Genomic DNA, 13,708 nt, shown 5'->3' on the forward strand with positions numbered 1-13,708 from the left:
CAGGACAAGCGCGGCGATGGCCGATCCAATTCATCAATTCGAAATCACGAAGATCGCAACCCTCGGCCATATCGGCGGGCACGAGATCGCCTTCACAAATTCGGCGCTGTTCATGGCGATCACTGTGCTCGGCACCTGGGCGCTGCTGATCGGCGGCAGTTCGGCCAAGTCGCTGATCCCGGGCCGCATCCAGTCGATCGCGGAGCTGTCCTACGAGTTTGTCGCCAACACCATACAAAGTACCGCCGGCAAGGAAGGCATGAAGTTCTTCCCGCTGGTGTTCACGCTGTTCATGTTCGTCCTGGTGGCGAACATCATCGGCCTCGTGCCCTACACCTTCACGGTGACGACCCACATCATCATCACCGCCTCGCTCGCGCTGTTGGTGTTCTTCACGGTCATCATCTACGGCTTCTACAAGAACGGCCTGCACTTCTTCGGCCTGTTCGTGCCGAGCGGCATTCCGGTCTACATCCTGCCGCTGATCGTGTTCATCGAGGTGCTGTCGTTTCTGTCGCGGCCGATCTCGCACAGCGTGCGTCTGTTCGCCAACATGCTGGCTGGCCACATCACGCTGAAGGTGTTCGCGAGCTTCATCACGCTGCTCGGCGGTCTCGGCATTGCCGGCATGGCCGGCGCGGTGCTGCCGCTTGGCCTCGTGGTCGCGCTGACCGCGCTGGAGCTCCTGGTCGCGTTCCTGCAAGCCTACGTGTTCGCGATCCTGACCTGCATCTACCTCAACGACGCCATTCACCCGGGTCACTAATCACCAAGTCACCGACCCGACCAATCCACCTCATCTCGAACAACCAACCTCGAAAAGGAGTTTTCTCATGGATCCAGTAGCTGCGAAGTACATCGGTGCCGGCATCGCCTGCATCGGCATGGGCGGCGCCGGCGTCGGCGTGGGCTCGATCTTCGGCAACTACCTCGCCGCCGCGCTGCGCAATCCGTCGGCCGCCCAGGGCCAGTTCGGCAACCTGATTTTCGGGTTCGCCGTGACCGAAGCGCTCGGCATCTTCTCGCTGCTGATCGCGCTGCTGCTCCTGTTCGCGCTCTAAGCGAAACACTCTTCGCTCCAAGCGAAACACTCCAGGCCTCAAGGCACCGCGATGGCGACCGAAGCGCATACCGAACACCCGGGCGGCAAAATTCCGTTCCCGCCGTTCAACAAAGAAACCTTTGCCTCCCAGCTGGTCTGGTTGGTGATCTTCTTTGTCGCGCTTTACTTGATCATCGCACGCATGGCGATCCCGCGGCTCGGCGGGATCATCGAGGCGCGAAGCCAGCGCATCGACGGCGACATGGCCGAGGCCAAGCGGCTGAAGGACCAGTCGGATACAGCTCTTGCGGCCTATGAGAAGTCGCTCGCCGATGCCCGCGCCCGTGCGCAGGCGATGGCGGGCGAGACCCGCGACAAGCTCAACGCCGAGGCCGATACGACGCGCAAGAAGCTCGAGACCGAGCTGAACGCCCGCCTCGCCAAGGCCGAAGAGACCATCGCCGCGACCAAGACCACGGCGATGGCCAATGTGCAGGGCATCGCCATCGACACCGCCTCGGCGATCGTCGAGCGGCTGACCGGCACCGCCCCCGCGGGCAGCGCCGTGCAGGCCGCGGTGGCCGACGCGCTCAAGCGGTAAGGTGACAGCGATGGAATTCTTCCACGAGCCGGAGAACTGGGTCGCGATCGCCTTCGTGATCTTCATCGGCGTGCTGCTCTATGTCGGCGCCCACAAGAAGGTGATCGAAGCGCTCGATCATCGCTCCGCCCGGATCAAGAGCGAGCTCGACGAAGCCCGGAAACTCCGCGACGAAGCCGCGGCGCTGCTCGCCGAGTATCAAAAGAAACAGCGCGCGGCCGAACAAGAGGCCCAGGCCATCGTCACCGAGGCCAAGGCCGAGGCCGAGCGGGTCGCGGCCGAATCCCACGCCAAGGTGGAAGAGTTCGTCGCCCGCCGCACCAAGCTCGCCGAGACCAAGATCAGCCAGGCCGAAGCCCAGGCGCTGGCCGATGTGCGTGCCGCAGCGGCCGAGGCCGCCGTCGCCGCAGCCGAGAAGATCCTTCGCGAGACCACCAAGGGTCAGCTGGCCGACGATCTCGTTGCCCGCGGCATCCAGGACGTGAAAGCGAAGCTCAACTGAGCTTCGCTGCGGCGGACCTGACGCTTCTCTTCGTTCCTTCTCTTATTGTCCAGAATCCCCGCGAATGTGCGCCGCCTTGAGTGCGGCGCACAGCGAGTTCCTTGTGTAAAACTGCTGTGTGCGCTGCGGAATTGCAGTGCACAGGATTCATCGAATCACCCCGCCTTCATAATCTCGCCATGCGAATCAACACAGGCACGAGAAGGCAACGCCTGCGGAACGTGGGCGGTTGGGGGCCTCGGTGTTCATCTTCGATTGCAACGGCGTGCTGGTGGATAGCGAATCCATCGTGGCGGGCGTCGCCGCGCAGGAGCTGACGCGGGCGGGCTTTGCCGTTTCGCCGGAGATCGTGTCGCGCTTCTTCGCCGGGCGGCGTCCGGCCGACATGCTGGCCGACATCGAGGCCGCGACCAAAAGGAAACTGCCGCCGAACTTCGCCTCGGTGCTGGCCGGCGCCACTCTGCGGCGGCTGCGCGCCGAACTCCGCGCCACCGCCCATGTCGAGCATGCGCTGACTTGGCTGCGCGGGCCGAAATGCGTGGCGTCGTCGTCGCCGCTCGACCGGATGCGGCTGAGCCTGGAAAGCACCGGGCTGCTGCGCTTCTTCGACCCTTACCTGTTTTCGGCGAGCGACGTGCCGCGCGGCAAACCCGCGCCCGACCTCTTCCTCCATGTCGCAGCCAAGATGCACGTGGAGCCGGCCGATTGCGTGGTGGTCGAGGACTCGCCCGCGGGGGTGGCGGCGGCCCATGCCGCCGGCATGTCCCCGATCGGGTTCATCGGCGGCAGCCACACCAATCCCACCCTGGGAGCCCAGCTCACCGCCGCCGGCGCACGTGCGGTCGTCACCGACATGCGGGCGCTGAAAAGCACCGTCGTCGCGATCCGCGGCTTCTAGCTCTGAGTCGCCGAACCGGCCAGCCCTGAAAACTCTGGCTCTAGTCCTGCCCCTGGCTCATCTGCCGCTTCGGCTTGGCCGGACGCGGCGCGGGCTTCTTGCGCTCGTTCTGCTGGGCACCGACCGGGTCGAAGCCGATGTAGATCACGTACTGGTCCATCTCGGAGCGCTTCGGTATCGGGAACTCGATGGGATCGGCCACGTGCGAGAACTGCACGTTGCTGTTGTCCGGCGTGACGTTCACCTGCACGCGCTCGAGCTTGGTGGCGATGGTGCGGGCCGGCACGCCGTCATAGACCACGGCGTAGCGGATCGGCACGTCGATCGTGCCGGGTGTGCCCTGCGGTCCGAGGACCGCCCGGCCCTGGATGCCGACTTTGACGGACACGACACCGGGCGCCACCATCCGGCATTCGCGCGCGGTGTTGCCGAGCCCCACCTGATAACGCAGACCCGTGGCGGTTTCGTCGCTGGCGCTGACCGACGAGGAGAGCGTCGCGGCGCCCGAGCGGACCATGACCGACGGGCATTCGAAATCGTTCGGCAGCGCCAAGGGGGCAGCCGCTGTGGCGTTGGCGTCGCCGGCGGCCGTGCCCGAACCGAACATCGAGGAGAACGAGGGCATCGATGGCGATGAGCAGGCGCCGAGCAGCGGGCTCAGAAGCGCGAGCGCGACAACGCCGCGGCGGAGCGAACGGAACTGAAAGTGCATCAACTGCCGGAACTCGGTCACGCCAAACCCACCCCAAACACCTGGTTTGCTTACCCCCGGGACCCGCCCCACGCTTAGGCCCGCAATGGCTAATGCCCGGTAAATCGCAAGGCCCTTATAGCAGAGCCATCGTGGCCGTCCCATGGCGCCGAACGGCGCACGGGACACATGGTGCTAGTCGCGCGGATCGCCCTGCAGCCTGGCGTACAGCAGATGGTCCTGCCAGATGCCGTTGATGCACAGATACGACCGGGCATAGCCCTCGCGCTTGAAGCCGGTTTTTTCCAGAAGCCTGATCGACGCAAGATTGGTCGGGATGCAGGCGGCTTCCATCCGGTGCAGCCGCAGCAGATCGAACGCCACCGGGATCAGCGCCCGGACCGCCGCCGACATATAGCCGCGGCGGATGTAGGGGGCGCCCACCCAGTAGCCGAGGCTGCCGGCCTGGGCCACGCCGCGGCGGATGTTGGCGAGCGCGAGCCCGCCGACCAGAGCGCCGTCTTCGCTGCGGAACAGAAAGAACGGATAGGCCTGGTCGGTGCGGATGTCCTCCGCATAGCGGCGCAGCCGCTGGCGGAAGGCCGGCCGGCTGAGATCGTCGGCCGGCCAGGTCGGCTCCCAGGGGGTGAGAAACTTCCGGCTCTCTTCGCGGACCTGCGCCCAGGCGGCGTAGTCGGCCATTTGAGGGGCGCGCAACACCACCCCATCTCCGGTGATCGGAGGCAGCGGCTCGGGAGCGCTCAGGGTGCGAAACAACGCCATGCCGAACTTCTAAGCGTCACACTTTCGTAAGCGCCAAAACCTAAAGCGCCAAACCTTACACCGCGACAGCCTTACGCCGCGCGGCGTTTGAAACTTTCCACGATTGTCTCCGCACTCTCAAGTCCTTTGCGCGGGCCGAGAGCAGCAATGGCAGGCCGGCCGCGCGCGATCAATGCGGAACCCGCAGCGCGCGCGCTTTCCACAGTGACGTTGTCGATGCGCGCGATCATCTCCTCGATCGGCAGCGCACGGCCATAGGTCAGGATCTGGTTGGCGAGCTGCCGCGCCCGCGCGCCGGAGCTTTCCAGCGCCATCAGCAGGCCCACCTTGATCTGCGCCTTGGCGCGATTGACCTCGGCCTCCGTGATGTTGGTGGCGGCCGCTGCCGTCTCGTCGACCGCGACCCGCATCAGCTCCTTCACGTCGCCCGCGTCGGTGCCGGCATAGATGCCGAACATGCCGGTGTCGGCATAAGGCGCGTGGAACGCCGAGATCGTGTAGCAGAGCCCGCGCTTCTCGCGGACCTCCTGGAACAGCCGGGACGACATGCCGCCGCCGACCACGATGGAGAACACCTGGAGGCTGAACAGATTGGCGTCGCGCTGCGGCAACCCTTCGAGCGCCAGCGCGATGTGCACCTGCTCGAGATCGCGCGCCTCGAGCCTGGTGCCGCCGCCGAAGCTCGCCGCCTGCGGCACCGGCGCCGCCGGGCCCTTGAAGTGGCCGAAGCGGCGCTCGGCCTCGGCGACCACCGCCGCATGCTCGACCGCGCCGGTCGCGGCAAACACCATGTCGGGCGCGCGGTAGTTGCGGTCGAGATAGGCGCGGAGGTTCTGATCCTTGAACGAGCACACCGTCTCGGGCGTGCCGAGGATCGCGCGGCCCATCGGCTGGTTCGGAAACGACACCGCCTGCAGATAGTCGAACACCAGATCGTCGGGCGCGTCTTCGGTCGCGCCGATCTCCTGCACGATGACGTTCTGCTCGCGCTTGAGTTCGTTCGGATCGAAGGCCGGCTTCGACAGGATGTCGGACAGCACATCCACAGCAAGAGGCATGTCGGCCTTCAGCACGCTCGCGAAGTAGGCCGTGGTCTCGAAGCTCGTCGCCGCGTTGATGTCGCCGCCGACCTGCTCGATCTCTTCGGCGATCTGACGCGCCGAGCGGCGCTCGGTGCCCTTGAAGGCCATGTGCTCGAGCAGATGCGAGATGCCGTGCTCCTGCGGCTGCTCATCGCGGCTGCCGGAGCCGACCCAGATGCCCATCGTGGCGGTCTGCAGATGCGGCATCTCGTCGGTGATGACCGTGAGGCCGGAGGAAAGCTTGGTCACTTCAACGGTCATGCCGCTGCTCCTTCGCGCGCGGCACGGCTGGCCGCCAGGATGAATTTCTCGACTGCGCCCTGATCGACGGGCATGGAGGTGATGCGTTCCTTGCGTCCCGGCAGATCGCCGAGCCATTCGGGCAATTCGGGACGCACGCCGCAGGCGGCCTGCACGGCATCGGGGAACTTGGCCGGATGCGCGGTGCCGAGCACGATCATCGGAATGGAGGAGTCGCGGGTTTCTTTCTCGGCGACCGCGAGCGCCACGGCGCTGTGCGGATCGATCAGGCGCGAGGTCTCGCGCAAGGTGGTGCGGATCTCGGCCGCGGTCTCGTCCTCGTCGGCACGGCCGGCCGAGAACAGCTCACGGATTTTGGCGAGCGCCGGCGTCGACACCGAGAAGCGGCCGGACTGCGCCAGCGAGGCCATCAGGCCGCGCACCTGCGCGGCATCGCGGCCGCAGGCTTCGAACAGCAGCCGCTCGAAGTTCGACGACACCTGGATGTCCATCGACGGCGACGCCGTCGCCACCACCTCGCGCACCTCGTAGGTGCCGGTCGAAAGCGTGCGCGCCAGGATGTCGTTGACGTTGGTCGCAATCACCAGCCGGTCGATCGGCAGGCCCATGCGGTGCGCCACATAGCCCGCGAAGATATCGCCGAAGTTGCCGGTCGGCACCGTGAATGCGACCTTGCGATGCGGCGCGCCGAGCGTCGCGGCCGCCGTGAAGTAGTAGACAACTTGCGCGACGATGCGCGCCCAATTGATCGAGTTCACGCCCGAGAGCCGCACGCGGTCGCGAAAGGCGTGATGGTTGAACAGGCCCTTCACGATGGCCTGGCAGTCGTCGAACGTGCCTTCGACCTCGATGGCGTGGACGTTGTCGTCGCCCGCCGTGGTCATCATCAGGCGTTGCACACCGGAGACGCGGCCCTTCGGGAACAACACGAACAGGTCGGTGCGGGCGCGGCCGCGAAAAGCTTCCACCGCGGCGCCGCCTGTGTCGCCGGACGTCGCCACCACCACGGTGGTGCGCTCGCCGCGCGCCGCAAGCGCGTGGTCCATCAGGCGCGCGAGCAGTTGCATCGCCACGTCCTTGAAGGCGAGCGTCGGCCCGTGGAACAGCTCGAGCAGGAACGTGCCCGCGCCGAACTGCGACACCGGCACCACGGCCGGATGGCGGAAGGTCCCGTAGGCCTCGCGGGCAAGCCGCGAGAGCTCGGCTTCGGAAATGGAATCGCCGGTGAACGGCCGGATCACCTCGACGGCGACCTCGGCATAAGGCCTGCCGGCGAAGCCCGAGATGGTCTCGGGCGAGATCTGCGGAAAGCTTTCGGGCACATAAAGCCCGCCATCGCGAGCGAGGCCCGCGAGTGTGACATCCATGAAGCCGAGCGGCGGGGCCTCACCGCGGGTCGAAACGTAGCGCACGAAATTGTCCTTGAAAGCGTCGGGGCCAACTTATGCGGCCCTCCGGGGTTTCACAAGGAAACGATCAAATTATTGAAACTCCATCAGAATCAGCCAAAGTCCCGGCCCGCGAACGTCTTTTGACACGGCTCCCCGGCTCCACGCGATGAATCGCGCGGATCGCCAGATTTCCCTGTCGGTTTGTCCGGGCCACGCCCGGGTTCTTTCGTGCCTCCCTGAGGGAGGCGGAGCGCCGAAACGGCGCAGGTCTCACTGGGGCACCTTTGCGAAGGCACCCCGCCCGCCCTTGCGAGGGCAGGCGCGCCTTCCGGCGCTCCACCGCGGCGATTATGGGCGCCTGGACCGTATCACCGGGAGGACCAGGAGTATCCCTCCTGCAATTCCGGCGGTTTTCACCGCCGTTCATTCCATCCCGGACGAGCCCTGACGGGCGGCCCTCGTAGTAGAGCGAACGGAACCCAGACGCCTCCCGGAGCCGAGCTTACGAGGCCCGTCCGCAGGACGCCGCACCCAGCTCCGTCAGCCGAACGTCTCCGGAAGACGCCCTCAGATGAGCCGGGATGGATTTGAACATATCATGAACATATATATACGTCAAGTGCATCCTAAGTATCGCCGCTTCTTGGCTTCGATAGAGACGCTGGGTTGTCGACCACTCTGCTCGCTCGATCTCGAAGCGACTCAAACGAAACGGCAAAGGCTCCCCACGGCCGCCGTTGGACCCAAAAGCGCTCCTACGAGCCCAGCAATCACCAACGCGATTCCGGCATCGCACCTACAATGACGAGTCCGAGCTCGTTGCCTTGGCTCGTAAAGCGGATTGGGACGCGGACTCATTAACGCGCGGACGTTCAATCTGCCGCCATTGGCCCAAGGACGCTTTTGGCGCGAAGCGGACATGCGAATCATTCACAAATGACGTGCATGACCCATAAGAGACATGCAGCGAGGCAGTCCGTGGCGGTGTATTATCGTGAGCGTTCCATTGGCTGGCGCCAATTGTCGATCAGTACGTAGATGCTGATCAGGAAGACCCATATGGGCAAGACAGCAAAGCTCCAGCTGATGTAGTAGCTGCCGGCGAGAAGAATGCATGCCAGTGCGTAGCCCAACAGAGCAATCCAGCGCGGTGCTACCGCGGTGTAGATTACAATGGTCGATGTTGAGATCATGAACACGCCCGCCATCTTGATCGCGTATACGTTCATGAAGATGTAGGCGGCTGCCCGCGCGAAACGGAAAGTAACGGAGTTGATCAATTCATTTGGTTGGGCAGAAGACGCTACCAGGATGACCGCGCCCCCAAACGCTGCAACGGCGAACAGCATGGCCAGAAACAATAGGGAACTTCCGAAAAATACAGTGGCAAAGAACCGATCTTCCTGTTGACCGAGCCGGTCACGCAGCACGCCGACGAACCACAGGAAGGCAACGCCGGCAAATGGAACCAGATTTAGCGCCAGCGCTACCGCTTTCGAGTCGGTAGCAAGCCACGCTCCCAGCTCAAGGGGATCGGCCGGAATGGAACGCCGGAGCAACCAGAATATCGTGATCGTAAGGACAGAAAAGGCGATGCCCGCGATGGCGGCGGCCCTCGGCGTTTTTAGACGCGCGCGAATGAGCGTGCCGTTGTCCAGCATAGGCTTGCGTTCCTTACTCCAACACCCTGAGCAATCGACGGCAGGCCCTGGAACTCGCCGGCTCGCTCGGGAAGCCCAGCCTAGGGTTCTTGATAGACTGTGACCTTACCTTTCCTCACTGCTGCTTTAAGGGCGGCATAGTCATGTTCCGCCTGATCTGCGTAGGCCAAGGCAAATTTGCCCATCGCTTCGTCGAACTCATCGTTCGATGAGCCGAGATAGCCGCTGATCGTTGCCGATATCTCGCTGACCTTCGAGTGCGCGCGGGCGAGCACCCAGCCGCACATCACAGCGTAAAAATTCAGCGCTTCGGCGTTGAAAGTCTCGACCAGAGGTTTGATCTTGGCATCGCGCAACTGCCGCACATAGAGATGCCGCCCCCCAATACCGGTCAGCCAACCCAGGAAGATATCCGATGCCGGCTGCATCAAACGCTGTCCCAGCACGACCCGTTGCCCATGATGGCTATATGCGCTGTTCCCCGCATACGGCTCCAGCACGGATCGCACAGCTTCTTTGACTTGAAGAAATAGTGGGCTGTTTTCCTCAGACATCATCAGAACGATCCAACAATTCCGACCGACGCTGCCCACGCCGACCACCTTGATGGCAATGTCGACGAACCGATACCGATCGAACAGCATGCGCCGGTCTTCGGGCATCGTTTCCCGGTAGTCGCGTAGAAGCTTCTCGATCGTTGCTCTGGCCTCAGGGGCGTTGGTCTCTTCGGGATGGAAAATCAACGGCGGTTGGTCTGTGATGCGGGTCTGCCCGCCTACCGTCCCCGCGAGTTTGGGGAAATCCAACTCCGAACCACTGCCAGCCGACGCTTTTTCAATACGCTTGCTGACTTGCTTCCGGTAAGCCTTGGGCAAAAGCCCCATGATATCTTCAGCGTCTATGGTCGAGTACCAGACCCGAAGCGGGTCCATTCTGGAGAATTCGCGCATGTGCTCGCGGTAGCTCCGAGCAGCGGTCTCCGCGCAATCACGGCCATTGCGGTCGGAAAGTCCGTTCGATCGCGCTGCGAGCACAAACGAAGCAACCAATCGCTTGACGTCCCATTCCCACGGCGCGGGCGACGTCTCATCGAAGTCGTTGATGTCGAAGATGATGTTGCGTTCGGGGGTGGCAAAGCCGCCGAAGTTCATCAAGTGACAGTCGCCGCACGCCTGGACTTTAAGGCCCGTATTGGGCGTTCGCGACAAGTCGGAGGCCATGATCGCAGCAGACCCCCGATAGAAGGCAAAGGGCGACTGCAACATCCGGCCATAGCGGATCGGAACGAGGTTTTTCATCCGGCCAGCGTCCGACTTGTGCAATAGGCCTATCGGGTCTGGCCGGCTTTTGAATTCCTTCCATATGCCGTGCCGCTCCCGCGGGAGCTTGTCGCGCAGAGCTTTGCCAGCCGCTGCCCGGTCATTCGCGGACATGATATGGGCGGCGCTACCGGCAGCGGCAGTCTTGGAAATGTCCTTGGTGTGTTTCATGTCGACTAATGCCGAAGCTAGAGCAACCGTAATAAACAAAAAGCTACAATCCACGCAGACAATCCCATTGACGTAAATCAAATGAATTCACGCCAGTAATCTTTATTTTTTGCGGTCGTTTCAGGGCCGCTGACGATGCCGGATTTTTATGACTACTCACTGCTGACGCTTTTCCTGGCTGGTCTCGCAGCAATTCTCTGCGCCAGCGAAATCGGGCGCCGGATTGGAGTACTGCGCCCGGGCCGACGAGGCGGCGACAACATATCGGTGCTGGAAAGCGGCATCATCGGAGTGCTGGCTCTCTTGATCGGCTTTACCTTCGCCATGGCTTTGTCGCGCTTCGAGGCTCGGCGCGATGCAGTTCTGAATGAGGCCAACGCAATAGGCACTACGGCGTTGCGGGCGCGCCTGCTGCCCGAACCGCACCGAACGGAAACCCTGAGGTTGCTGCAGGAATATGTAAAGATACGACTAGATATTGCGCAGCGTCCGGTATCTCAGACTGAACTAACAGCCGCGATCGATCGGTCGAATGTGTTGCAAGAAGCGCTTTGGCAACAGGCAAAAGCGGTGGCCGCCAAGGACAGCGGCATGGTGCCCACAGGACTTTTTATTCAGACGCTCAATGAAATGATTGATGGCCAGGGGAAACGTCTGGCAGCACTTCGCAACAGAGTACCGGCCGTCGTGCTGCTCGCTCTTTTCGGAGTCGCTGCATTCGCAAATGCCTTCGCCGGATATGCGAGCGGTCGCGAAGAACGCCGCAGCCGGTTGCCCGTCTACATCACAGGATTGCTGATCTCGGCCGTTATAGTCTTGATCCTGGACCTGGATCGACCGGGGGCCGGTTTCATTGACGTCAGCCAACAACCGATGATCGACACAGCGGCCAGTATCGCCGGCTTTACCGACTAGGCAGGATGTCGGCTTGTGGCACGTTTCGTCCGAACTCGATGTCCGCTTCCATGTCGGCATTTGAGGGTACAACGAACCTCCCCGACCGGGGCAAAAACGACCCGATTGACCCATATTTCTTGGTAGTAGCGAAGCCGCTCGCATGGCGTACATCTGGGCAAACTTTGACATGCGCCCCAAATATTACCGCTACGCCCGTAGGCGTAGCGACACCACTTGAAATTTCCGATCTATAATCAGGCTAGCGCGGAACACAGCCCACCGGATATCCAACAGCAGTGCAATAGATGATGGCGCGGCGCACTGGAGCCACGACTACGCCACGCCTCACAGTACGACGGGTGGTGCGGCGGGCAACGCCGGCCACACTGCCGGGAGTTGCTGGTCGCCCCACGCGAGCCTGTGCGCTGTCCACGGAAAGGGCGGGCCCGCTCGTAGGCGACCACTCAATCGACAGTGGCGCTCCGCAGAACAGGCCGACAGCAGCAACCAGCATCCCAATCTTTTTCATGTTAGCCTCCTTGGCCGAATATGTCTGAACAGTGTGATTGACATCAGTCCCAGCGATCTTGTTTTGATTCAGATCAACCAGCAGCTGCTCTTTTTCGAAAGCTGTATTTTTTTTGGGGCGCGCGGTTGTCTGCGGCATAGCGGAAGTATTGTCCTCGCTCTGAGCCTTTCAGGTTCTGACCCGGAGCGGACTGGGGCGGATTGACCTAACGCAATCGGCATAGGCTTGGTCCGTGTCAAAGAATGCGAGCTTGTCGCTTCTAGCCAAGGTGGGCCGTATCATGAAATTGATGGCATCAGCAGTTTCTGCGCTGTCGTTCTTAGCGTTCTCGATAATTCCACTCAACGCTCAGCAATACAAAATGCAAACGCCGATACCACCGGGTGTTGCGATTCCGGACAAGGTAGAGACTCGTCTCGGGACGCTGAATTTCTTCGACGGCTTTCCCGACGATGCGACCGTGGAAAAGCTCTACGACAACCTGGACTTCCAGCGTGCCGTCCAAGCCTACCTGTTGGGCTTGGCGCCGGTGAACCAATTGGCCAATCGAAAGGGGATCGCCGAACTGGGTCCGCTCAACGTGACGGTGCCGATCTTTGAGGATCGGATGGACCCGAAGTCGCTCTTCCTCACGCCAAACAACAACACGCCGTACACTTGGTTTTGGCTTGACCTGCGTGACGGACCTCTGGTGCTCGAAGCGCCACCAAAGGTGCTCGGGCTGATCAACGATATGTGGTATAATTTTGTTACCGATGTCGGCCTCGTCGGGCCAGACAAGGGTGAGGGTGGCAAGTACCTGATCCTGCCGCCTGGCTACAAGGGCGAAGTTCCGAGCGGATATTTCGTCGTGAGGCCGGCAACTTTCAGCGTCTGGGTTCCGTGGCGTTCCTTCTTGGTGAACGGCGACCCGAAGCCCGGCGTTGACTTGGTCGAAAAGCACACGCGCATCTATCGCCTGAAGGATGCCGCAAATCCCCCGAATCTCAATTTCGTGCATGTTTCCGGCAGAGCATTCAGCACACTGGCGCCGGGAGATTATGCCTTTTGGGAGTATCTGAATCAGGTTGTGCAGGAAGAACCGACCGGTTCAGTCGACCCGGTCACGCTCGGCTTCTACGCATCGATCGGCATCCAAAAGGGCAAGCCATTCGCGCCCGATGCGCGGATGAAGAAGATCTTAACCGAGGCCGCTCTCGTAGGTGACGCCACTGCGCGTGCCATCAATGGCCGGTTGCGGATCAAGGAAAGCTACTATTACCCCAACAGCGCGTGGCGTTCGGGCTTCTTTGGCGGCTACAAGTTCGAACAAAATGGCGCGCGTATCCTTGATGCCTACTCGGCATTCTTCTTCTACGCGACCGGAGTGACGCCGGCGATGGACTCGAAAACAGTCGGCGAGGGATCGCAATACATGGCGGCGTTCGTCGATAGTCAGAGCAAGCCACTCGACGGCGGAAAAAACTATAAGCTGCACTTGCCGCCCAATATTCCGGTCAAGCAATTCTGGTCGGTCATCCTCTATGACAATCAGACCCGCTCCATGCTCCAGACCGACCAGCGTTGGCCGGCCGCAACCAGTCAGAACCCGAACCTCGAGGTCAACGCGGACGGTTCAGTGGATGTCTATTTCGGCCCCAAGGCGCCGCCCAGCAAGGAGAACAACTGGGTACAAACCATCCCCGGCAAAGGATGGAACACGCTCCTCCGACTTTATGGCCCACTCCAGCCGTGGTTCGACAAAACCTGGCGGCCAAGTGAAATTGAGCCGATGTAACAAGATCGGGGCGGAGCTTCGGCTCCTCCCCTTCATTTCCGCTGTGGCGCGAAGCGGTGGCTTTCCAATGTCCGCTTTCGCACAGCTATCGGGCGGAGCGGAA

The 13,708-nt window shown here is 62.2% G+C and carries 14 protein-coding genes; 7 read left to right on the forward strand and 7 right to left on the reverse strand.

What is annotated here, in order from left to right; all coding sequences use genetic code 11:
• Positions 1 to 16 precede the first annotated feature (16 nt).
• The 5 genes from RHPLAN_RS34180 (at position 17) to RHPLAN_RS34200 (ending at position 3,043) form a co-directional block, all read left to right on the forward strand.
• Positions 17 to 766 carry a F0F1 ATP synthase subunit A gene (locus tag RHPLAN_RS34180; protein WP_068028283.1) on the forward strand — a complete coding sequence of 250 codons (750 nt, stop codon included), beginning with the start codon at positions 17 to 19 and terminating at the stop codon, positions 764 to 766.
• Between the two features lie 67 nt (positions 767 to 833).
• Entirely contained in the window at positions 834 to 1,061 is a 228-nt protein-coding gene (locus RHPLAN_RS34185) for a F0F1 ATP synthase subunit C (protein WP_068028287.1), read from the forward strand.
• Between the two features lie 51 nt (positions 1,062 to 1,112).
• Positions 1,113 to 1,643 carry a F0F1 ATP synthase subunit B family protein gene (locus RHPLAN_RS34190; RefSeq protein ID WP_068028294.1) on the forward strand — a complete coding sequence of 177 codons (531 nt, stop codon included), beginning with the start codon at positions 1,113 to 1,115 and terminating at the stop codon, positions 1,641 to 1,643.
• 10 nt (positions 1,644 to 1,653) lie between these two features.
• A complete protein-coding gene (locus RHPLAN_RS34195) occupies positions 1,654 to 2,145 on the forward strand; it encodes a F0F1 ATP synthase subunit B family protein (protein WP_068028297.1) in 492 nt (163 codons plus the stop codon).
• A 241-nt stretch (positions 2,146 to 2,386) separates the two neighbouring features.
• Complete coding sequence (locus RHPLAN_RS34200; protein WP_068028300.1) at positions 2,387 to 3,043, forward strand: HAD family hydrolase; 657 nt, start codon at positions 2,387 to 2,389, stop codon at positions 3,041 to 3,043.
• A gap of 40 nt (positions 3,044 to 3,083) precedes the next feature.
• Here the strand turns inward: RHPLAN_RS34200 and RHPLAN_RS34205 are convergent, their stop codons facing one another.
• The 6 genes from RHPLAN_RS34205 to RHPLAN_RS34230 form a co-directional block, all read right to left on the reverse strand.
• Positions 3,084 to 3,776, reverse strand: a complete 693-nt coding sequence (locus RHPLAN_RS34205; protein ID WP_068028303.1) for a hypothetical protein — start codon at positions 3,774 to 3,776, stop codon at positions 3,084 to 3,086.
• A gap of 153 nt (positions 3,777 to 3,929) precedes the next feature.
• On the reverse strand, positions 3,930 to 4,517 hold the full coding sequence (locus tag RHPLAN_RS34210; RefSeq protein WP_068028306.1) for a GNAT family N-acetyltransferase: 588 nt from the start codon (positions 4,515 to 4,517) through the stop codon (positions 3,930 to 3,932).
• 71 nt (positions 4,518 to 4,588) lie between these two features.
• Positions 4,589 to 5,860 (reverse strand): M16 family metallopeptidase, encoded by a 1,272-nt coding sequence (locus RHPLAN_RS34215; protein ID WP_068028309.1) that lies wholly within the window; start codon positions 5,858 to 5,860, stop codon positions 4,589 to 4,591.
• On the reverse strand, positions 5,857 to 7,272 hold the full coding sequence (gene thrC / locus RHPLAN_RS34220; protein WP_084246154.1) for a threonine synthase: 1,416 nt from the start codon (positions 7,270 to 7,272) through the stop codon (positions 5,857 to 5,859). Before thrC ends, RHPLAN_RS34215 begins: the two co-directional genes overlap by 4 nt.
• Before the next feature lie 968 nt (positions 7,273 to 8,240).
• Complete coding sequence (locus tag RHPLAN_RS34225) at positions 8,241 to 8,912, reverse strand: hypothetical protein (protein ID WP_068028314.1); 672 nt, start codon at positions 8,910 to 8,912, stop codon at positions 8,241 to 8,243.
• 80 nt (positions 8,913 to 8,992) lie between these two features.
• Positions 8,993 to 10,402, reverse strand: a complete 1,410-nt coding sequence (locus RHPLAN_RS34230; protein WP_084246713.1) for a DUF2252 domain-containing protein — start codon at positions 10,400 to 10,402, stop codon at positions 8,993 to 8,995.
• 135 nt (positions 10,403 to 10,537) lie between these two features.
• Here RHPLAN_RS34230 and RHPLAN_RS34235 point away from each other — a divergent pair, with 135 nt between their 5' ends.
• The gene (locus tag RHPLAN_RS34235; RefSeq protein WP_068028317.1) at positions 10,538 to 11,317 is read left to right on the forward strand and encodes a bestrophin-like domain; all 780 of its coding nucleotides are present in this window, start codon (positions 10,538 to 10,540) and stop codon (positions 11,315 to 11,317) included.
• A 241-nt stretch (positions 11,318 to 11,558) separates the two neighbouring features.
• Here RHPLAN_RS34235 and RHPLAN_RS41120 read toward each other — a convergent pair whose 3' ends face one another.
• Positions 11,559 to 11,966: a hypothetical protein gene (locus tag RHPLAN_RS41120; RefSeq protein ID WP_157100663.1), complete on the reverse strand. Its 408-nt coding sequence runs from the start codon at positions 11,964 to 11,966 to the stop codon at positions 11,559 to 11,561.
• Between the two features lie 142 nt (positions 11,967 to 12,108).
• Here RHPLAN_RS41120 and RHPLAN_RS34240 point away from each other — a divergent pair, with 142 nt between their 5' ends.
• Positions 12,109 to 13,605: a DUF1254 domain-containing protein gene (locus tag RHPLAN_RS34240; protein WP_068032284.1), complete on the forward strand. Its 1,497-nt coding sequence runs from the start codon at positions 12,109 to 12,111 to the stop codon at positions 13,603 to 13,605.
• Positions 13,606 to 13,708 lie beyond the last annotated feature (103 nt).

The sequence above is a fragment of the Rhodoplanes sp. Z2-YC6860 genome, from assembly GCF_001579845.1.
Taxonomy (GTDB): Bacteria; Pseudomonadota; Alphaproteobacteria; order Rhizobiales; family Xanthobacteraceae; genus Z2-YC6860.